Origin of the sequence: Bradyrhizobium sp. CCBAU 11357, from assembly GCF_028128865.1 — a bacterium.
GTDB lineage: Bacteria > Pseudomonadota > Alphaproteobacteria > Rhizobiales > Xanthobacteraceae > Bradyrhizobium.
The window spans coordinates 310001-329971 of sequence record NZ_LBJW01000111.1; the positions used below are offsets into that span (position 1 = coordinate 310001).

Genomic DNA, 19971 nt, shown 5'->3' on the forward strand with positions numbered 1-19971 from the left:
TCGCCGGTCGCTGGGGAATTTGACGAGATGCCATCGCCTGCACCTACGAGGTTCACGCTGCGGAAGGCGCTGCTCCGGTTTCGCGGCAACCGCCGCGGCTCCGCAGCCGTCGAGTTTGCGCTGGTCGCACCGATGTTCTTCGCGCTGCTGTTCGCCATCATCGAGACGGCGCTCATGTTCTTCTCGAGCCAGGTGCTCGAAACCATCGCGCAGGACTCCGCGCGCGCGATTCTGACCGGCCAGGCCCAGGCACAGGGCGGCTCGGTGGCGGCCTGTCAGACCGTGCCCAACACCGTCTCTCCGTGCGATCAGACGACGTTCAAGGCCTTTGTCTGTACCAAGATCCCGGCGCTGTTCGATTGCAGCAAGCTTTATGTCGACGTTGTCAGCACCAGCTCCTTCGGGACGCTCAGCCTCACCAACTTCGGCACTTCCTGCACCTTCAATCCCTCCGGCATGCAGTACAGTGCCGGAAGCTCCGGACAGGTCGTCGTGGTGCGCCTGTTCTACCAATGGCCGCTCATCGTCACCGGTCTTGGCTACAACATGGGATGCAACAACAAGCGGCTGATGGTGGCGACGGCGGCGTTCAAGAACGAACCCTTCTGAGGCAGATGGATCTGGGCGGACCGATGCGGGCGATTGCGAACATCTGGAGGAATGCAGGCGGCTCCGTGCGCGGCTTCGTCGCCGACAAGCGCGCGCTGGCGGCGACCGAATTCGCGATCATCGTACCGCTGATGCTGGTGATGTTCTTCGGCACCGTCGAATTTTCGTCGGCCGTGGCGATCGACCGCAAAATCACGTTGATCGCGCGGACATTGTCCGATCTGACGTCGCAGTCGACGACGCTCGACGATGCCAGCATGAAGGATTCGTTCACGGCAAGCATCTCGGTCGTCATGCCCTACGACGCGACGCTCGTGAAGGGCACGATCTCGCAGATCTACATCGACGCCAACAGCGTCGCCAAGGTCCAGTGGAGCAAGGCCGGCACGATTGCGAGCGGCGCGACGCAAGCCACGCTTGCGACCTCGGCTCGGACCGCCGGCGATACGGTCACCACGATGATTCCCCCGACGCTCCTGATTCCGTCGAGTTATCTCATTCTGAGCGAGGTCAAGTACACTTACACGCCGACCATCGGCTATGTGTTGAAGTCGAGCGTGACGCTGAGCGATCTCTCCTACACGCGGCCGCGTCAGGTCGTCTGCGTGCCCTACAACAACGTGCCCTCGACCTGTTGAGACTTGCCAGCCGCCCGTGAAATGAAAAAGGCCGTGCGTCATGCACGGCCTTTTTGCTTTGGCTCGATCGGGCCACCGGCCCGGTGGGCTCAGCCCGCAGCGCGCAGGTTGTCGGCTGCCGACTTGCCGGAACGGCGGTCGGCCACGATCTCGTAGGAGATCTTCTGGCCCTCGCGCAGCGAGCCGAGGCCGGCGCGCTCGACGGCGCTGATGTGAACGAACACATCCTGACCGCCGTCGTCGGGCTGAATGAAGCCGAAGCCCTTGGTCGCATTAAACCACTTCACGGTTCCCATGCTCATGGGGTAGTCCTTCTCAGATAACACAATGTCGGAGCCCGCTCGCGCGGGCAGGGTTAGATCGAATTTCTGGAAGGGTCGTCAGCGTGTCTGAACCGGCTGTACCGGTGGATGCCAATGTCGTCCGGCCGAAAATCGATTAATTCATTTTATCGGAAGCAAGGATCCGAAACAATCCGGACGTGCACGATTTTTGATCCGCCGTGATGCCAACGGCGGATCAATCTACAGATCGGAATTCGAACTCGACGCAGCCGACTAGCGGCGGCGGAACTGGCCGCCGCGCTGTCCGGGACGGGGCGGTCCGCCCGGCGTGCTGGGACGTTCGTCCTTGTGGCGGAAAATCAGCCGGCCCTTCTCGAGGTCATAGGGCGACATCTCCACCGTCACGCGGTCGCCCGCGAGCGTCTTGATGCGGTTCTTCTTCATCTTGCCGGCGGTATAGGCAACGATCTCGTGTCCGGCGTCGAGCTGCACGCGGTAGCGGGCATCGGGGAGGATTTCGGTGACCAGTCCTTCGAACTGGATCAGCTCTTCCTTAGCCATGAATGTCTCCAGGTCGTGGACGGCTAGTGCGAATAAGGTTTGCGGTTCGGTTGGCTGTTTGGCCGACTCTGGCGGCGCAAAAAGGCAACGCCTTGTATCCCATCAGGGGTCCCGGCGCTATGCGCGGAACGCTGTTCCGGACGGTCGACAGGCGATGAATGCATCTTACCACCGGAGCGGCGGCGGCGAGAACCCTTGGAGGCATTCTGCCCACTGCCGGGCCGTCCGTCGGCATGCCTTGCCTCCGCATGCCGTCCTTCACCGTGCCTTCCGTCGCCGTGCTTGCCGGCACCATGGTGGCGCCCGTCGGCATGCCGTTCGTCGGCACGACGCCCGTCACCGTGCCGTGCGCCTTGCGGGCGCTGGCCGGGGCGGCCGCCTGGCCGGCCCTGTCGTTGCTGCGACGGAGCGGGACCGGGATCGCGGCGGCCGGCGTCGGTGCGGTGGTCCTCCCGCGCCAGGGCGACGCGAATCAGCCGCTCGATGTCGCGCAGATAGCCGAGTTCCTCGCCGCCCGCGACCAGCGAGATCGCGGTGCCGTCGGCGCCGGCACGCGCGGTGCGGCCGATGCGATGGACGTAGGTTTCCGGCACGTTCGGCAGGTCGAAGTTGATGACGTGACTGATGCCATCGACGTCGATGCCGCGGGCGGCGATGTCGGTGGCGACCAGGGTCCGGATCTCGCCCGAGCGGAACTGGGCGAGCGTGCGCTCGCGATGGTTCTGCGACTTGTTGCCGTGGATGGCGTTGGCGGCGATGCCGGCCTTGGCCAGCGTCTTCACCACCTTGTCGGCGCCGTGCTTGGTGCGGGTGAAGACCAGCGCGCGGTTGATCGCCTCGTCCTGCAGCAGCTTGGTCAGGAAGGCGGGCTTGGCCGCGAAATCGACCTGGAGGATGCGCTGGTTGATCCGCTCGGCGGTCGAAGACACCGGCGTCACCGCGACGCGGGCGGGGTCGCGCAGCATGGAATCGGCGAGCTCGGCGATGTCCTTCGGCATGGTGGCCGAGAAGAACAGCGTCTGCCGCTTGATCGGCAGCTTGGCGACGATTTTGCGGATGTCGTTGATGAAGCCCATGTCGAGCATGCGGTCGGCTTCGTCGAGCACGAGGAACTCGACGCTTGAAAGCTTCAAGCCGTTGCTCTGCACGAGGTCGAGCAGGCGGCCGGGGGTGGCGACGAGCACGTCGACGCCCGGCATCAGCGCGCGGACCTGACGGCCCATCGGCACGCCGCCGATCGCAAGCGTCGAGGACAGGCGGATGTGGCGGCCATAGGCGTTGAAGCTGTCGAGGATCTGGCCGGACAGCTCGCGGGTCGGCGACAGCACCAGCACGCGGGCGGTCTTGGGCTGCGGCTTGATGCGGTTATCGAGCAGACGATGCAGGATCGGCAGCGCGAAGGACGCGGTCTTGCCGGTACCGGTCTGGGCGATGCCGACGACGTCGCGGCCGGTCAATGCCAGCGGGATGGTTTGGGCCTGGATCGGGGTTGGGGTGACGTAATTCTCTTCACGAAGAGCGCGCGCGATGGGTTCGGCGAGGCCGAAGTCCTGAAACGAAGTCAAAAGAGGGGTTCTTTCCATGTCAAAAGCGAACGCCCGGCGCATCAGCGCGGCGCGCGCAAAAGGGTGTCGAGAAGACACCTGCGTGTTTGGGGTGTCGGATGGCTTGGATGATATGGGGCAAGCCAGAGGCCCGGAGAGGGCTTAAGAACACGCGGCTCGCAACGACCCCTTGATTCGCAAGAGGTCTCAGACGTTCATATGGAACATCGACGGGGCGCTTTCAAGGCAGGCGCGCCCGAAACAGCGGGTGCGGTGCAAAAAAACTGCTGCCGGAAATTTAGCCAGACCTGGCGCTTTGCTCAGAAAATAGTCCGACTGCCGCTTTCGCATACATTTAGATTGCCTAGGATTTGGGCTGTCCGACTGCGGCGAAACTTTGATTTATGACGATTAAGTCAGTAGATTCAATACGTTGATGGGTGCTCAGCCCATGGCATGGTTCTTGCGATTCCGTTAATCGCAGGCGGCCGTGGGGCCGTTTCGCAGCGTTTTCACGTCTGCGTCAGGGAGATGAGGCACTCATGTTTAACAAATCCACTCACGATATAGCGGCGTCATTTAGCCGCCGCGGCGTGCTCGCCGCGACCGCCGGACTGATGCTCGGTCTGGCTTCATTGACTGGCGCGAAGGCCGCGGACGGCACCATCAAGGTCGGTGTGCTGCACTCCCTGTCCGGCACCATGGCGATCAGCGAAACCACGCTGAAGGACACCATCCTCTTCCTGATCGACGAGCAGAACAAGAAGGGCGGCGTGCTCGGCAAGAAGCTGGAAGCCGTCGTCGTCGACCCCGCTTCGAACTGGCCGCTGTTCGCCGAAAAGGCGCGCGAGCTGATCACCAAGGACAAGGTCTCGGTCGTGTTCGGCTGCTGGACCTCGGTGTCGCGCAAGTCGGTACTCCCCGTCTTCAAGGAGCTGAACAGCATCCTGTTCTACCCCGTGCAGTACGAGGGCGAGGAGAGCGAGCGCAACGTCTTCTACACGGGTGCTGCGCCGAACCAGCAGGCGATCCCCGCCGTCGATTATCTGATGAAGGAAGAGAAGGTGAAGCGCTGGGTGCTCGCGGGCACCGACTACGTCTATCCGCGCACCACCAACAAGATCCTGGAAGCCTATCTGAAGTCGAAGGGTGTCGCCCAGGAAGACATCATGATCAACTACACGCCGTTCGGTCATTCCGACTGGCAGACGATCGTGGCCGACATCAAGAAGTTCGGCTCGGCCGGCAAGAAGACCGCGGTGGTCTCGACCATCAACGGCGACGCCAACGTTCCCTTCTACAAGGAGCTCGGCAACCAGGGCATCAAGGCGAAGGACATCCCGGTGGTCGCGTTCTCGGTGGGTGAGGAAGAGCTCGCCGGCATCGACACCAAGCCGCTGGTCGGTCACCTCGCAGCCTGGAACTACTTCCAGTCGATCAAGTCGCCGGAGAACGAGAAGTTCATCAAGGCGTGGCAGGCCTACACCAAGAATCCGAAGCGCGTGACCAACGATCCGATGGAAGCGCACGTGATCGGCTTCGACATGTGGGTCAAGGCGGTCGAGAAGGCGAAGTCGACCGATCCCGACAAGGTGATCGACGCTCTCCCGGGCACCGAAGCCAAGAACCTGACCGGCGGCACCTCCAAGATGCTCCCGAACCACCATATCACCAAGCCGGTGTTCATCGGCGAGATCAAGGGCAACGGCCAGTTCGACGTGGTCTGGAAGACCCCCAGCCTCGTCCCCGGCGATGCCTGGTCGAAGGAGCTCGACGGCTCCAAGGACCTGATCGGCGACTGGGTCGGCAAGAAGTGCGGCAACTTCAACACCAAGTCCAACAAGTGCCTCGGCTCGGGCTCCTGATCCCGATCTGACGCTCCATTGCAAGACCGGAGGGGGCGGCGATCCCGCCGCCTTCTCCACTCATTTCTGCCGGGGTCATTCACAGTGCCAGCCCATTTGTCCGCCCGTCTCTGTTCGCTTGCACTCTCGTTGTTTCTGATCGCGTTCGCGCTGCCGGCCTTCGCCGGTCCGTTCGAGGACGCGGTCGCCAAATTCGCCAATGATGATTTTTCCGACACGGAAGAGGCGATCGGTGTGATCGCGGGCAGCGGCAGCAAGCTGGCTTTTCCGATCATCAATGCGCTCCAGGACGGCCGTCTCATGGCCGATCCCGACAGCAAGAAGGTCTACGTCACCGGTGCCGACGGCAAGTCGATCGACGCTGCGACCGGCGAGGCCGTCGCCAGCGTTCCCGACAGTGCGAGCGCGGTTCGCCTCAACAACCGCCTGCGCCGCAGCGTCGATGCCGCGCTCGGCAGCCTGACGCTGCAGTCGCCGGATCTGGGAACGCGCCTGCAGGCGGCGCAGTCCGTCTTCAAGTCGCACGAGGAGACCGCGCTCGAGGCGGTCGATGCCGCGCTTGCCAAGGAAACCAACAAATCCGTCAAGGCGGCGCTCGGCGAGGCCCGCGCTGCGATCCTGCTGTTCAAGTCCGACGCCACCGAGGTCGAGAAGCTCGAAGCGGTCGCAACCATCAAGGCGCGGGGCGACCAGGATGCGCTGGCGCTGCTCACCGGCATGGGCGAGCAGCCCGCCTCGGTGACCAAGGCCGCCGCGAGCGCGATCGGCTCGATCCAGAATTCGCTCGCAGTCTGGTCGATGGTGCAGAATGCCTGGTACGGCCTCTCGCTCGGCTCAGTCTTGCTGCTCGCCGCGATCGGGCTCGCCATCACCTTCGGCGTGATGGGCGTCATCAACATGGCGCATGGCGAGATGGTGATGATCGGGGCCTACACCACCTTCGTGGTGCAGGAGGTGATCCGCACCCGCTATCCCGGCCTGTTCGACTATTCGCTCTTGATCGCCGTGCCGCTCGCCTTCCTCGTCGCAGGCGCGATCGGCGTCTTGATCGAGCGCAGCATCATCCGCTTCCTCTACGGCCGCCCGCTGGAGACGCTGCTCGCGACCTGGGGCCTGTCGCTGGTGCTGCAACAGGCGGTGCGCACCATGTTCGGCCCGACCAACCGCGAGGTCGGCAACCCCTCCTGGATGAGCGGCGCGTTCGAGCTCGGCCAGATCACCATCACCTATAACCGGCTCTGGATCCTTGTCTTCACGCTCGCCGTGTTCGCGATTCTGCTCGCGATGCTGCGCTACAGCGCGATCGGCCTCGAAATGCGTGCGGTGACGCAGAACCGCCGCATGGCGGCCTCGATGGGCATCGCCACCTCGCGCGTCGACGCGCTCACATTCGGCCTCGGCTCGGGCATTGCCGGCATCGCCGGCGTGGCGCTGTCGCAGATCGACAATGTCAGCCCCAATCTCGGCCAGAGCTACATCATCGACAGCTTCATGGTCGTGGTGTTCGGCGGCGTGGGCAATCTCTGGGGCACGCTGGTCGGCGCCTTCACGCTCGGCATCGCCAACAAGTTCCTGGAGCCGGTCGCCGGCGCCGTGCTCGGCAAGATCGCGATCCTGGTTCTCATCATCCTGTTCATTCAAAAGCGGCCGCGCGGCCTGTTCGCGCTCAAGGGCCGTGCGGTGGAAGCATGACACCTCACATGCTGACGCGATCGCTGGACCGCGGCGCGACGATCTTCCTCTTGGTAGTCGCCGGGCTGGGCGTGCTGATCCCGCTGTCCAACCTGCTGCTGCCCGCCGGCTCGTTCCTGCAAGTGCCGACCTATCTCGTGGCGCTCTGGGGCAAGTATGTCTGCTACGCCATCCTGGCGCTCGCGATCGACCTGATCTGGGGCTATTGCGGCATCCTCTCGCTCGGCCACGGCGCCTTCTTCGCGCTCGGCGGCTACGCCATGGGCATGTATCTGATGCGGCAGATCGGCACCCGCGGCGTCTACGGCAATCCGATCCTGCCCGACTTCATGGTGTTCCTGAACTGGCAGAAGCTGCCCTGGTACTGGTACGGCTTCGACATGTTCTGGTTCGCCGCGCTGATGGTGCTGGTCGTGCCCGGCCTGCTCGCCTTCTGTTTCGGCTGGCTCGCCTTCCGCTCCCGCGTTACCGGCGTCTATCTGTCGATCATCACGCAGGCGATGACCTATGCGCTGCTGCTTGCCTTCTTCCGCAACGATTTCGGCTTCGGCGGCAACAACGGCCTGACCGACTTCAAGGACATCCTGGGCTTCAACGTGCAGGCGGAGGGAACGCGCGCCGCGCTGTTCGCGCTGAGCTGCCTGGCGCTGATCGTCGGTTTCCTGATCTGCCGCGCCATCGTCTCCTCCAAGCTCGGCAAGGTCTTGATCGCGGTGCGTGACGCGGAATCGCGCACGCGCTTCCTCGGCTACCGCGTCGAATCCTACAAGCTGTTCGTGTTCACGGTGTCGGCCTGCATGGCCGGCGTCGCCGGCGCGCTCTATGTGCCGCAGGTCGGCATCATCAACCCCAGCGAATTCGCGCCGGGCAATTCGATCGAGGCGGTGATCTGGGTCGCGGTCGGCGGCCGCGGCACGCTGGTCGGCGCCGCGCTCGGCGCCGTCGTCGTCAACTACGCCAAGACGTTCTTCACCTCCGGCGTGTTGGCCCCGTACTGGCTGTTCATGCTGGGCGCTTTGTTCATCCTGGTGACGCTGCTGCTGCCCAAGGGAATCGTCGGCACCTTCAACGCCTGGTGGGATCAGTCGAAGGAAAAACGCACCGCCGCGACCACAGCGAGCGCCGCGGCCGAAGACGGCGTCACCGAACCCAAGATGGCGGAGTAAGCGGTCATGAATGTCATGGACACCCGCGCGACCTCCGCGATGCTCTATCTGGACGGCGTGCACGTCTCCTTCGACGGCTTCCACGCCATCAACAATCTGTCGCTGACGCTCGAGCCCGGCGAGATGCGCGCCATCATAGGCCCGAACGGCGCCGGCAAGACCACGATGATGGACATCATCACCGGCAAGACTAAGCCGGACGAAGGTGCCGTGCTGTTCGACGGCATCACCGACCTGACGCGCCTCGACGAGACCCGAATCGCCGAGCTCGGCATCGGCCGCAAATTCCAGAAGCCGACGGTGTTCGAGAGCCAGACCGTGCAGGACAATCTGCTGCTGGCGCTCAATGTCGATCACTCGGTCCGCGGCACGCTGTTCTGGCGCGGCAGCAAGGCGGAGTCCGAGCGCATCGACAAGGTGCTGGAGACGATCCGCCTTACCGAGGCGCGCAACCGCCTCGCCGGCAGCCTCAGCCATGGCCAGAAGCAATGGCTCGAGATCGGCATGCTGTTGGCGCAGGATCCGAAACTGCTGCTGGTCGACGAGCCCGTCGCGGGGATGACCGACGTCGAGACGCACCTCACCGCCGAGCTGCTGAAGGAAATCAACAAGACCCACACCGTCATGGTGGTCGAGCACGACATGACCTTCGTGCGCGAGCTCGGCGTCAAGGTCACCTGCCTGCACGAAGGCACGGTGCTCGCGGAAGGGACCATCGACCAGGTCTCGTCCAACGAGCGGGTCATCGAAGTCTATCTGGGACGCTGAGCGATGCTTGAGGTCAAGGACATCAACCTGTTCTACGGCGCGGCGCAGGCGCTGCGCGGCGTGTCGATCTCGGCCGAGCCCGGCAAGGTCACCTGCGTGCTCGGGCGTAACGGCGTCGGCAAGACCTCGCTCTTGCGCGCCATGGTCGGGCAATATCCGATCTCCTCGGGCGCAATCGTGTTCGACGGCAGCGATATCACGGGCCTCAAGCCGTATGAGCGGGCGCGCAAGGGTATCGGCTTCGTGCCGCAGGGCCGCGAGATCTTTCCGCTGCTGACGGTCGAGGAGAACCTCAAGACCGGCTTTGGTCCGCTCAAGCGCGAGGACAAGCACATTCCCGACGACGTGTTCTCGCTGTTTCCCGTGCTGCAATCCATGCTCGGCCGGCGTGGCGGCGACCTCTCCGGCGGCCAGCAGCAGCAGCTCGCGATCGGCCGCGCGCTGGTGATGCGGCCGAAGCTGCTGCTGCTCGACGAGCCCACCGAAGGCATCCAGCCCTCGATCATCAAGGACATCGGCCGCGCCATCTCTTACTTGCGCAATCTCGGCAACATCGCCATCGTGCTGGTCGAACAATATCTCGACTTCGCCTGCGAACTCGGCGACAGTTTCGCGGTGATGGATCGCGGCGCGGTGAAGTTCACCTGCGACCGCTCCAATCTCGATTCGGGCGAGATCAGCCGCCAGATGGCGCTGTAAGCCGGCAAAGACCTGCCGCGACCGGCTGGGGGAGACGGATGCGCAGCGAATTGTCAGCCACATCCACGCTGTTCGAGGCCAACCGCGCCCGTGGCGCGGTGCGCTTCGACGTGCATGCGCGCGACGGCGTGACGCGTCGCGGCGCCGTGCATGAATCCGGTTCGCTCCGCGTCCGCTTTCCCTCGCCGGAAGATCAGGGTCTGTCCGGCGTGTTCGTCAATACGGCCGGCGGAGTTGCTGGTGGCGATCGCTTCGATGTCGAGATAGCGGCGGCGGATGGAGCGCGGCTGACGCTGACCACAGCGGCCGCCGAAAAGGTCTATCGCACGCCCGGAGCTGCAGCGCAGCTCAACATCGCCCTGAAGGTCGGCGCGGGCGCGCATCTCGCCTGGTTGCCCCAGGAGACGATTCTGTTCGACCGCGCCCGCGTGCAGCGCCGCTTCGATATCGATCTCGACGAGGCAGCCTCGCTCCTGCTCTGCGAGATCGTGGTGTTCGGCCGCACCGCCATGGGCGAGCGGATGGAGCAGGGCGAGTTCATCGACCGTTGGAGGCTGCGCCGTGGCGGCCGGCTGGTGTTCGCAGAGACCGTCCGGCTCGACGGCGACATCGGCGGCAAGCTTGCACGGCCCGCGGTCGCCAAGGGTGGCGCGGCGATCGGCACAGCCCTGATCGTGCCCGGCGACGAGCCCTTGGTCGAGCGCATCCGGGAGGCGTCGGAATCGTTCTCCGGCGAGGTCGGAATCTCGGCCTGGAATGGCTTTGCAATGGCGCGGTTCTGTGCCCAAGATGCGGCGCGCTTGCGCGCCGACATGATGACGGTGCTGGCACGCACCGGTGCGGCCCTGCCGCGGCTCTGGTTGAACTAGACTGGTTGAATTGACGTGCTGAACGGAAGAGATGTCGCATGAACCTGTCTCCCCGCGAAAAGGACAAGCTTTTGATCTCGATGGCGGCGATCGTGGCCCGGCGCCGGCTGGACCGCGGCGTCAAGCTCAACCATCCCGAGGCGGTCGCGATCATCTCCGACTTCATCCTCGAAGGCGCCCGCGACGGCCGCACCGTCGCCGAGCTGATGCAGTCGGGCGCGCAGGTGCTGACCCGCGACCAGGTGATGCCAGGCATCCCCGAGATGATCCACGACATCCAGGTCGAGGCGACCTTTCCCGACGGCACCAAGCTCGTCACCGTGCACGAGCCGATCCGCTAATTTGAATTCGTCATTCCGGGGCGCCCGCAGGGCGAACCCGGAATCCAGAGATTGTTGGTCGAGATTCCGGGTTCGGCCTTCGGGCCGCCCCGGAATGACAGAGGAAACGAAACATGATCCCCGGCGAACTCTTCATCCAGGACGGCGAGATCGAGCTCAATGCCGGCCGCAAGACCGTGACGTTGACCGTGGCCAATACCGGCGACCGCCCGATCCAGGTCGGCTCGCACTATCATTTCTTCGAGACCAACCCGGCGCTGAAGTTCGACCGCAAGAAGGCCCGCGGCATGCGCCTCGACATCGCCGCCGGCACCGCCGTCCGCTTCGAGCCCGGCCAGACCCGCGACGTGCAGCTCGTCGCCATGGCGGGGAAGAAGACGATCTACGGTTTCCGCGGCGATGTGATGGGGAAGCTGTAGGGCAGGCCTGCCATGAATACCGTCGTCAAGGACAAGGTCGAGATTGGACTCGTGCTCCAGGGCGGCGGTGCGCTTGGGGCCTTTGAGTTCGGCGCGATCGAGGCGCTTCTGGAATTGATGGATGCCATCCATGCCGAGGGTAGGACCGTTACGCTGGCCGCGGTCACCGGAGTTTCCATTGGCGCGATAAATGCGGCCTGTGTGGTTGGCGCGACTGATCGGGCCGATGCCAAAAGGCGCCTGCAATTGCTGTGGTCCGAGCTTTCGCTGGAGTCGCGGAATTATTGGTGGGGTATCGCCAGCCAGGATTTCGCTTTGTTCGGCGTGCACGGTTTCTACAAGCCTCGTTATGACTACTGGAATGTCTTCCGCTGGACCAATTTCTACGACACCGAGCCCATGCTCGGGACGTTGGCGAGACACGTGAATTTCACGGCGCTGAACAACAGCCCGACCACCTTCGTCGTCACCGCGGTCGACGTGTCGTCCGGCGAGTTGGTGCGTTTCTGCAACCATCCGCACAAGGGCGAGAAGCGGACCGAGATCGGTCCTCGCCATGTGCTGGCAAGCGGCAGCCTTCCGTCCGGATTTCCGGCGACGCCAATCGGCGACGCGAATTTCTGGGACGGCGGCATCGTCGACAACACGCCGCTCGGCGATGCGATTGATGCGTTTTCCGGATCGGACGACGTCGATCGCATCCTGGTCGTGATGAACTTGTTTCGAAGCAAGCGTGCGGCGCCAAAGAACATGATCGAGGTCAATGATCGCTTGAGCGAACTGCGTTATGGCAACCGCCTGCGCCAGGACGGTGCGAACGCAGCGGTCATCAATGAATTGTTGCAGACCGTGGAGGCGCTCTACGCCGCCGTTCCAGTAGAGGCGCGGGATCCGCAGCTCGTTGACAAGGTCTCGCGTGCGCAGCGTTTCAAGACCCTTGGCGCCATCACCAACATCGACCTGGCCGATGCGGGTCTCATGAAGGAAGCCGGTCTATCCGCGGAGTCCCGGGACTCCGGCGCTTTTCGCGATTTTTCGGCAGCGGGAATTCAGCGGCGTCGCGAGGCCGGATACAAGCTTGCGCGTCTGAAGCTGCAGGACGTATTCAGGACGCGCGGTCTGCTGCCGATGCTTCATTGACCAGGAGCGCTCCAGTGATGTCCCCGATCCGCCTCATCTCCGAAGCTGCCGAGCTCGCCGCGCAGCGCCACAACGGCATGGCGCGCAAGGGCCGCGGCAATGAGCCCTATATCAATCACCTCGCCGAGGTCGCGAACCTGCTCGCGACCGCGACCGACGGTGCCGACGCCGAGCTCGTTGCGGCCGGCTGGCTGCACGATTCGATCGAGGACACTGACACCACGCGCGAGGAGCTCGCGCAGAGATTTTCCGAGCGTGTCGCCTCGCTGGTTGCCGAGTGCACCGACGACATGAGCTTGCCGAAGGCAAAGCGGCGGCAGAAGCAGATCGAGGACGCGCCCCACAAATCGCCGGGCGCCAAGCTGATCAAGATCGCCGACAAGATCAGCAATACGGGCGCGCGCATTCAAACCGATCCGAGCGCCGAGGAGCGTGAGGAACTCGCCGACTATATCGGCTGGGCCACGCAGGTCGTGGCGGGGTGCCGCGGCGGCAATGCATGGCTCGACGAAAAATTCGACGATGCCGTGAAAGCAGCAAAGGCCTTGCTGTGACCAACCAGACATTCAATCGCAAACGGGGCTTGTGATGTCCGTCAAGATGAAGCGTTCCGTCTATGTCGACATGTTCGGCCCGACCACCGGCGACAAGGTGCGGCTGGCCGACACCGACCTCGTCATCGAGGTCGAGAAGGATTTCACCACCTATGGCGAGGAGGTGAAGTTCGGCGGCGGCAAGGTGATCCGCGACGGCATGGGGCAGTCGCAGGTCACCAACAAGCAGGGCGCGGCTGACACGGTCATCACCAACGCGCTGATCGTCGACCATTGGGGCATCGTGAAGGCCGACGTTGCCATCAAGGACGGCATGATTTCGGCAATCGGCAAGGCCGGCAATCCCGACATCCAGCCCGGCGTCACCATCATCATCGGACCCGGCACCGACGTGATCGCGGGCGAAGGCAAGATCCTCACGGCCGGCGGCTTCGACAGCCACATCCATTTCATCTGTCCGCAGCAGATCGAGCACGCGCTGATGTCAGGCGTCACCTCGATGCTGGGTGGCGGCACCGGCCCCTCGCACGGCACCTTCGCCACCACCTGCACGCCGGGGCCGTGGCACATGGGGCGGATGATCCAGTCGTTCGACGCCTTCCCGGTCAATCTCGGCATTTCCGGCAAGGGCAACGCCTCGCGGCCCGCCGCGCTGGTCGAGATGATCAAGGCCGGTGCCTGTGCGCTGAAGCTGCACGAGGATTGGGGCACCACGCCGGCCGCGATCGATAATTGCCTGTCGGTGGCTGACGATCACGACATCCAGGTGATGATCCACACCGACACGCTGAACGAATCCGGCTTCGTCGAGGACACGATCAAGGCCTTCAAGGGCCGCACCATCCATGCCTTCCACACCGAAGGCGCCGGCGGCGGCCACGCCCCTGACATCATCAAGGTCGCCGGCCTGAAGAACGTGCTGCCGTCCTCGACCAATCCGACGCGCCCCTTCACCCGCAACACCATCGACGAGCATCTGGACATGCTGATGGTGTGCCACCACCTCGATCCCTCGATCGCGGAAGATCTCGCGTTCGCCGAAAGCCGCATCCGCAAGGAGACCATCGCGGCCGAAGACATCCTGCACGACCTCGGCGCGCTCTCGATGATGTCCTCGGACTCGCAGGCCATGGGCCGGCTCGGCGAGGTCATCATCCGGACCTGGCAGACCGCCGACAAAATGAAGAAGCAGCGCGGAGCCTTGCCGCAGGACAACGGCAAGGACAACGACAATTTCCGCGTCAAGCGCTACATCGCCAAATACACCATCAACCCCGCGATCGCGCATGGCGTGTCGAAGTTGATCGGCTCGGTGGAAAAGGGCAAGCTCGCCGATCTCGTGCTGTGGTCGCCGGCCTTCTTCGGCGTCAAGCCGGACTGCATCGTCAAGGGCGGCACCATCGTCGCAGCGCCGATGGGTGATCCCAACGCCTCGATCCCGACGCCGCAGCCGGTGCACTACCAGCCGATGTTCGGCGCGTACGGCAAGGCGCGTACGGCATCGTCCGTGGTGTTCACCTCGAAGGCCGCTATCACTGGTGGCCTCGCGCGAAAGCTCGGCATCGAGAAGAAGCTCTATGCTGTCCAGAATACCCGCGGCAGGATCTCCAAGAAGAGCATGATCCACAACGACGCGACGCCCAAGATCGAGGTCGATCCGGAGACCTATGAAGTGCGGGCCGACGGCGAGCTCCTGACCTGCGCTCCGGCGGAGGTGCTGCCGATGGCGCAGCGATATTTCATGTACTGAAATAGCGCCTCAACGCATGTCCCCGGCGGTGTCCGGGGACGGCTTTTTGCGGTTTTGCGTTCGGTCCCGCCTGGTCTAATGTCCCGCCCGGTATCGTACCCCTTTAGAAGAAAAGCCGGGAGGATTTCTCGTGATCTACGTCGTTGCCACCCTGACCATCAAGCCCGAGACGCGCGCCGAGTTCATCGCGGCCGCCACCGCCTGCATCAAGGAGACGCGGAAGGAGCCCGGCAATATCGCCTATGATCTGCATGAGAGCGTCACGGACCCTGCCAAGATGGTGTTCGTCGAGCAGTGGGAGAATATGGAGGCGCTGGGGCCGCATCGTGCTGCGGAGCACATGAAGACGTTCGGCCGCGTTGCGGTGAAATGCTTCACGGCGCCGCCGAAGATCGAATACATCACGCCCGAGAAGGTCGAGACACGGTAAAGAGGGACGACGCATGATCCGGGCGACGCAGGTCAGGGGACAGCACCGCTTCACGGAAGCACCAGTGGACACGGTCGTGCTCGACTTTGACGATCGGCACCGTCGTCGCATGGCGATGACCGGCACGCGGGGCCTCGAATTCCTGCTCGACCTGGAGCATGCCGTCGCGCTGCGTGGCGGCGATGCGCTGGTGCTGGAGGATGGAAGGCTGATCGAGGTGGTCGCGGCGCCCGAGCCGCTGCTCGAAATCCGCGGCCGCGATCCGCACCACCTCGTCCGCGTCGGCTGGCATCTCGGCAACCGTCACCTGCCGACGCAGATCTTGGCCAAGGCCCTGCGCATCCGCCGCGATCACGTCATCGAGGCGATGGTGAAGGGCCTCGGCGCGCGTGTGATCGAGATCGAAGCGCCGTTCGATCCCGAAGGCGGCGCCTATGCCGATGCCGGCCATGCGCATGGACACGACCATGCGCATCACGATCACGGCCATCATCACCATGACCATGGCCACCACCATGATCATGCCGCGCACGACCATGGCCATGAGCACCACCATCACCACGACGAGCATTGCGATCATCCCGATCATCACCACGGCCACAAGCATGCTCATGACCACAAATGAGCCTGTCGGCGCTGGTGGTCTTGCCGAGAGCGAGGCGGCGGCGCTGTACCGGCTGATGACCTGGCTCTCGCCGGCGTTCCCGGTAGGCGGTTTCTCCTATTCCAGCGGCATCGAATGGGCGGTCGAGGCCGGCGACGTCACCGACACGACGACGCTGGGGGATTGGCTCGATGCGATGCTCGCCGACGGCTCGGGCTTCTGTGACGCGACGTTTCTGGTCCACGCCTATCGCGCCACGGAATCGGGCGAGACGGCCGCTTTGAACGAGATCGCCGAGCTTGCGAGCGCCTTCGTGCCGTCGCGCGAGCGGCAGCTGGAGACGACCTCGCAGGGCCGCGCCTTCATCGACATTGCCCGCGCCGCGTGGGATGCCGATGGACTGGATGCCACGGTCGCGGCATGCAGCGCGCCATTGGTTTATCCCGTCGCGGTCGGCGTCGTTGCCGCGATGCACGCCGTGCCGTTGGCGCCGACGCTGCACGCCTTCCTGCATGCGCTGGTCTCGAACTGGATTTCTGCGGCCAGCCGGCTCATTCCGCTCGGCCAGACCGATAGCCAGCGTGTGCTGGTGAAGCTGGAAGCCGCCGTCGCCGCCACCGCCAATCGCGCGCTGGCTGCAAACTTGGACGATCTCGGCAACGCGACGTTCCGCGCCGACCTCGCCAGCTTGCGGCACGAGACGCAATATACCCGGTTGTTTCGGTCGTGAGTGGTGCGGCCTTCAAGTCATCAGGAGAGAACAAGTCACATGGCGAAATCTCACGGTCCCTTGCGTGTCGGCGTCGGCGGTCCGGTCGGATCGGGCAAGACCGCGCTGATGGACCTGCTCTGCAAGACCATGCGCGATCGCTATGACATTGCGGCGATCACCAACGACATCTACACCAAATGGGATGCGGAGTTCCTGGTGCGTTCGGGATCGTTGACGCCGGATCGCATCGCCGGCGTCGAGACCGGCGGCTGTCCGCACACGGCGATCCGCGAGGATGCCTCGATGAATCTCGCTGCGGTCGCGGACATGCGCGTCAAGTTTCCCGGACTTGACCTCGTGCTGATCGAATCCGGCGGCGACAATCTTGCTGCCACTTTTTCCCCGGAGCTGGCCGACCTCACCATCTACGTCATCGACGTCGCCGCCGGCGACAAGATCCCGTCCAAGGGCGGCCCCGGCATCACCCGGTCCGACCTCCTGGTCATCAACAAGACCGACCTAGCGCCCCATGTCGGCGCCTCCCTGGAGAAGATGGAGACGGACGCCAGGCGCATGCGCGGCGAGCGGCCCTTCGTCATGACCAACCTCAAGAAAAGCGAGGGGCTCGACCGAATCGTCGGCTTCATCGAGGCCAAAGGTGGCCTGAAACGGGCGGGCTGACCGGACGCGACCAGTTGGCGCAGGCGTTTTTCGCCGTTAACGAGCCGGGCCGCGCCGCAACCGCGGAACAAATTTCGGACACGGCGATTAACTACCTCCGGTGCCCGGGGCGAATTCATCCCGGCCAGACCATCGGCCGGACGGATTAAGCTTTTCAGGCGACCCAAGTTGCGTACTGATGCCTCCTCCTTCATTATCTCCGGCACTGGGGTTTACCCTGCTTCGGCCTATGGCCGTTCGAGCGGCGTTCATGTGCTCCGTGTTCATTGCCGACCTCCTGCTTTCGCCTGAGTAATCGCGTGGTCAGGCTGGGTTTCGTTATCGGCTTCATCGCTCTGCTCGGGGCCTTGCTCTCCGGGCTTGCGGCTTATCGCGTCCACGACCAGGAACTGGCGCTGGACCGGATTGCACTGGCGCGTGCGATCGACGTGCATGCGAGCCTGGTTCAGGACCGCCTGACCGAGCGGGAGCTGCTCGCGCGTGTCGCCTCGGGCCTGTTCCGCGCGCCGTCGGTGATCAAGCCGAACATGCTGGAGCCGCTGCGCTCGGCGATCTACGCCTTCAAGACCGACTTCGTGGTGGCCGGGTGGGTCGCACGGCTGAAGCCGAACGAGCTTGCGGCGGCGCAGGCCGCCATTGCCGGCGCCGGCTTCCCGAATCCGCAGATTCGCCCGTATGACGACAAGCCGATCAATCCTGCCGATGTCACCCAGCCGATCGACGTGCTGCTGGATGTCGAGCCGCGCAGCAACGAGACCAAGACGTTGCTCGGCCGCAGCTACGATCAGGATCCGGTTCGCAGCGCGATGCTAGCGCGGGCGCGCGCCGAAAAGAGGTCGGTTGCCTCGGACCCGGTGCAATTGATCCGCGGCAACGGTCCGATCGGCATCATCGTGGCTGCGCCCGTCATACCCGAGGGCGCGACCGAGCCGGCCGGGTTCGTGACATTTTCCTACGAGCTCGCCTCGCTGATGCTGGCCAATGACGACATGTCGCTGTTCGCGGTGGCGCTCAGGGATCCGCGCAAGGACGGCGGCGAGCTGATCGCCAACGATCAGGGCGTGGTCTCGACGCGGATGGCGGTGGCGGAGGGGCCGGCGCCGTCGGCGACGCGCACGGTGAGCTTCGGCGGCCGCGATTGGCAGCTCGGCTATTACGCGAAGACAAATTCGGTGCGCCGCGCCGAGCAGACCGCGATCATCGTGGCGGCGATCGGCTTTGCCATCACCGCAATGGTGTGCGGCCTGTTCGGTTATGTCGCCTACAACAATCTGCGGCTCAGCCGGGAGATCCAGGTCAGGATCGGCTTCGAGCGCCGGCTGACCGCGGTCATCGACGAGCTCAACCACCGCGTCAAGAACATCCTGGCGGTGATCCAGTCGATCGTGACGCGCACCTTGCGCCACGGTTCGGACATCGACAGCGCGCGCGAGCTCCTGATCGGACGCATCCACGCCATGTCCAACGTGGTGTCGCTGCTCAGCGAGAGCCAGTGGCAGGGCGTCAAGTTGAAGGGCCTGTTCGAGGCGCGCGCGATTCCTCATGCCGACCGCATCGCGGTCACCGGCCCCGACATCGCGGTCAGCGCGCGAGCGGCGCAGAGCCTGTCTCTGCTGTTCTTCGAGCTCGCCTCGCATTCCGACGAGGGCCTGTCGCTGGTCGGCAAGCACCCGCACATCACGGCCAACTGGACGGTGACCGGCGAAGATGGCCACGAGGTCTTCCATTTTCGCTGGGAGGAGTTCAACACCAGCGAGGCGACGCGCCGGCCCGATTCCGATTTCGGCCTGATCCTGCTCGACCGCGTCGCGCCCGAGGCGCTGGGGGGGACCGCCAAGCGCTTCTTCACCGACGTCTCCTACGTCTATGAATTGACCGCGCCGATGGAGACGGTGGTCGACATGACCGAGCGCGACCGCACGGACAAGATCTCGGCGCCGGTCAGGCCGGCGCGAAGCTAACTCTTTGGCCGCAACACCAGATCGACGAGGCTGCGCGCGTAGCCAGGTGTGATCGGCGCGATGCCGAAGATGTAGCGGTAGAACAGGCTGCCATAGATCGCGTCGTAGAGATTCTCAGGGGGACCCTCGGCCTGAATGCTGCCGTCCTTCTGGCCGGCGGCGATCATGTCCACCAGCGCGTCGCGGCGGAATTGCAAGTAGCGGGCGTAGAACAGCTCGGCCGAGCCGGTCTTGGAAATGCATTCTGAGATCACGGCGAGCTGCACCTTGCCGAACTCGCCCTGGAGCGCCTCGGCATAGGCGGTGGCGTGGCGCCGCGCGCGCGCCGCGGGCGTGCCGGCGCTCGCAGGCGGCAGCGGCAGCATCTGCGCGGCATGGTGGAGGAATGCGTCGATCAGCAGGGCTTCCCGCGACGGCCACCATTTGTAGATCGTCATCTTCGACACGCTGGAGTGGCGCGCGATCGCATCGATGGTGGTGGCGGCAAGGCCGGTGGTCGCCATCAGCGCATAGGCGCTTTCGAGGATGGCGTTGGTGGTCTCGATCGACCTTGGCCGGCCGCGCCGGGGCGCGCTCTCCGCCTCTTCACGCCCGTCTTTCGCCATCGCCACGCCCGGTCTCCTCACGCAGAGTCCCGGCATAGCGCAGGGGCGGCTTTCGGCCTAGCAGAATCGCACGCGTTTT

The 19971-nt window shown here is 64.3% G+C and carries 22 protein-coding genes; 18 read left to right on the forward strand and 4 right to left on the reverse strand.

Translation table 11 applies throughout. The annotated features are described in order from the left end of the window. Positions 1-27: 27 nt before the first annotated feature. Together XI05_RS33505 and XI05_RS33510 are read left to right on the forward strand one after the other, a co-directional pair. Positions 28-609 (forward strand): TadE/TadG family type IV pilus assembly protein, encoded by a 582-nt coding sequence (locus tag XI05_RS33505; protein ID WP_271509960.1) that lies wholly within the window; start codon positions 28-30, stop codon positions 607-609. A 23-nt stretch (positions 610-632) separates the two neighbouring features. After that, positions 633-1247, forward strand: coding sequence for a TadE/TadG family type IV pilus assembly protein (locus XI05_RS33510; RefSeq protein ID WP_271509962.1), 615 nt, complete (start codon positions 633-635; stop codon positions 1245-1247). A gap of 89 nt (positions 1248-1336) precedes the next feature. Here the strand turns inward: XI05_RS33510 and XI05_RS33515 are convergent, their stop codons facing one another. The 3 genes from XI05_RS33515 to XI05_RS33525 all read right to left on the reverse strand — a co-directional run bounded on the left by XI05_RS33515 (position 1337) and on the right by XI05_RS33525 (position 3699). Further along, the gene (locus XI05_RS33515; protein ID WP_014439634.1) at positions 1337-1549 is read right to left on the reverse strand and encodes a cold-shock protein; all 213 of its coding nucleotides are present in this window, start codon (positions 1547-1549) and stop codon (positions 1337-1339) included. A gap of 255 nt (positions 1550-1804) precedes the next feature. Further along, on the reverse strand, positions 1805-2092 hold the full coding sequence (infA, locus tag XI05_RS33520) for a translation initiation factor IF-1 (RefSeq protein ID WP_035998101.1): 288 nt from the start codon (positions 2090-2092) through the stop codon (positions 1805-1807). A gap of 23 nt (positions 2093-2115) precedes the next feature. After that, the gene (locus XI05_RS33525; RefSeq protein ID WP_212254169.1) at positions 2116-3699 is read right to left on the reverse strand and encodes a DEAD/DEAH box helicase; all 1584 of its coding nucleotides are present in this window, start codon (positions 3697-3699) and stop codon (positions 2116-2118) included. Between the two features lie 479 nt (positions 3700-4178). On the opposite strand from XI05_RS33525, the gene urtA reads away from it, so the two are divergent. The 16 genes from urtA to XI05_RS33605 all read left to right on the forward strand — a co-directional run bounded on the left by urtA (position 4179) and on the right by XI05_RS33605 (position 19287). Next, complete coding sequence (gene urtA, locus XI05_RS33530) at positions 4179-5501, forward strand: urea ABC transporter substrate-binding protein (protein ID WP_271509964.1); 1323 nt, start codon at positions 4179-4181, stop codon at positions 5499-5501. Between the two features lie 84 nt (positions 5502-5585). Then, positions 5586-7193, forward strand: coding sequence for an urea ABC transporter permease subunit UrtB (gene urtB, locus XI05_RS33535; RefSeq protein ID WP_271509966.1), 1608 nt, complete (start codon positions 5586-5588; stop codon positions 7191-7193). Beyond that, positions 7190-8359 carry an urea ABC transporter permease subunit UrtC gene (gene urtC / locus XI05_RS33540; protein WP_172784902.1) on the forward strand — a complete coding sequence of 390 codons (1170 nt, stop codon included), beginning with the start codon at positions 7190-7192 and terminating at the stop codon, positions 8357-8359. The genes urtB and urtC overlap by 4 nt, the downstream gene beginning before the upstream one ends. A 6-nt stretch (positions 8360-8365) precedes the next feature. Next, the gene (urtD, locus tag XI05_RS33545) at positions 8366-9127 is read left to right on the forward strand and encodes an urea ABC transporter ATP-binding protein UrtD (RefSeq protein WP_271509967.1); all 762 of its coding nucleotides are present in this window, start codon (positions 8366-8368) and stop codon (positions 9125-9127) included. A gap of 3 nt (positions 9128-9130) precedes the next feature. Further along, the gene (urtE, locus tag XI05_RS33550) at positions 9131-9826 is read left to right on the forward strand and encodes an urea ABC transporter ATP-binding subunit UrtE (protein WP_271509969.1); all 696 of its coding nucleotides are present in this window, start codon (positions 9131-9133) and stop codon (positions 9824-9826) included. A gap of 38 nt (positions 9827-9864) precedes the next feature. Further along, a complete protein-coding gene (locus tag XI05_RS33555) occupies positions 9865-10695 on the forward strand; it encodes an urease accessory protein UreD (protein WP_271509971.1) in 831 nt (276 codons plus the stop codon). A gap of 38 nt (positions 10696-10733) precedes the next feature. Further along, the gene (locus XI05_RS33560; RefSeq protein WP_027553946.1) at positions 10734-11036 is read left to right on the forward strand and encodes an urease subunit gamma; all 303 of its coding nucleotides are present in this window, start codon (positions 10734-10736) and stop codon (positions 11034-11036) included. A 113-nt stretch (positions 11037-11149) separates the two neighbouring features. Then, positions 11150-11455 carry an urease subunit beta gene (locus XI05_RS33565; protein WP_026202067.1) on the forward strand — a complete coding sequence of 102 codons (306 nt, stop codon included), beginning with the start codon at positions 11150-11152 and terminating at the stop codon, positions 11453-11455. Between the two features lie 12 nt (positions 11456-11467). Beyond that, positions 11468-12595, forward strand: coding sequence for a patatin-like phospholipase family protein (locus XI05_RS33570; RefSeq protein ID WP_271509973.1), 1128 nt, complete (start codon positions 11468-11470; stop codon positions 12593-12595). A gap of 14 nt (positions 12596-12609) precedes the next feature. After that, on the forward strand, positions 12610-13149 hold the full coding sequence (locus XI05_RS33575; protein ID WP_271509975.1) for an HD domain-containing protein: 540 nt from the start codon (positions 12610-12612) through the stop codon (positions 13147-13149). A gap of 34 nt (positions 13150-13183) precedes the next feature. Continuing rightward, positions 13184-14899 carry an urease subunit alpha gene (ureC, locus tag XI05_RS33580; RefSeq protein ID WP_271509977.1) on the forward strand — a complete coding sequence of 572 codons (1716 nt, stop codon included), beginning with the start codon at positions 13184-13186 and terminating at the stop codon, positions 14897-14899. Between the two features lie 130 nt (positions 14900-15029). After that, positions 15030-15329 (forward strand): putative quinol monooxygenase, encoded by a 300-nt coding sequence (locus XI05_RS33585; protein ID WP_035998129.1) that lies wholly within the window; start codon positions 15030-15032, stop codon positions 15327-15329. Between the two features lie 13 nt (positions 15330-15342). Further along, positions 15343-15954, forward strand: a complete 612-nt coding sequence (locus tag XI05_RS33590) for an urease accessory protein UreE (RefSeq protein WP_172784895.1) — start codon at positions 15343-15345, stop codon at positions 15952-15954. After that, the gene (locus XI05_RS33595) at positions 15935-16663 is read left to right on the forward strand and encodes an urease accessory protein UreF (protein ID WP_271510074.1); all 729 of its coding nucleotides are present in this window, start codon (positions 15935-15937) and stop codon (positions 16661-16663) included. The genes XI05_RS33590 and XI05_RS33595 overlap by 20 nt, the downstream gene beginning before the upstream one ends. 39 nt (positions 16664-16702) lie before the next feature. Continuing rightward, positions 16703-17326 carry an urease accessory protein UreG gene (gene ureG, locus XI05_RS33600; protein ID WP_271509978.1) on the forward strand — a complete coding sequence of 208 codons (624 nt, stop codon included), beginning with the start codon at positions 16703-16705 and terminating at the stop codon, positions 17324-17326. 299 nt (positions 17327-17625) lie between these two features. After that, complete coding sequence (locus XI05_RS33605; protein WP_271509980.1) at positions 17626-19287, forward strand: CHASE domain-containing protein; 1662 nt, start codon at positions 17626-17628, stop codon at positions 19285-19287. Here XI05_RS33605 and XI05_RS33610 read toward each other — a convergent pair. Further along, the gene (locus tag XI05_RS33610; protein ID WP_271510076.1) at positions 19284-19892 is read right to left on the reverse strand and encodes a TetR/AcrR family transcriptional regulator; all 609 of its coding nucleotides are present in this window, start codon (positions 19890-19892) and stop codon (positions 19284-19286) included. The genes XI05_RS33605 and XI05_RS33610 overlap by 4 nt on opposite strands. Between the last annotated feature and the right edge of the window lie 79 nt (positions 19893-19971).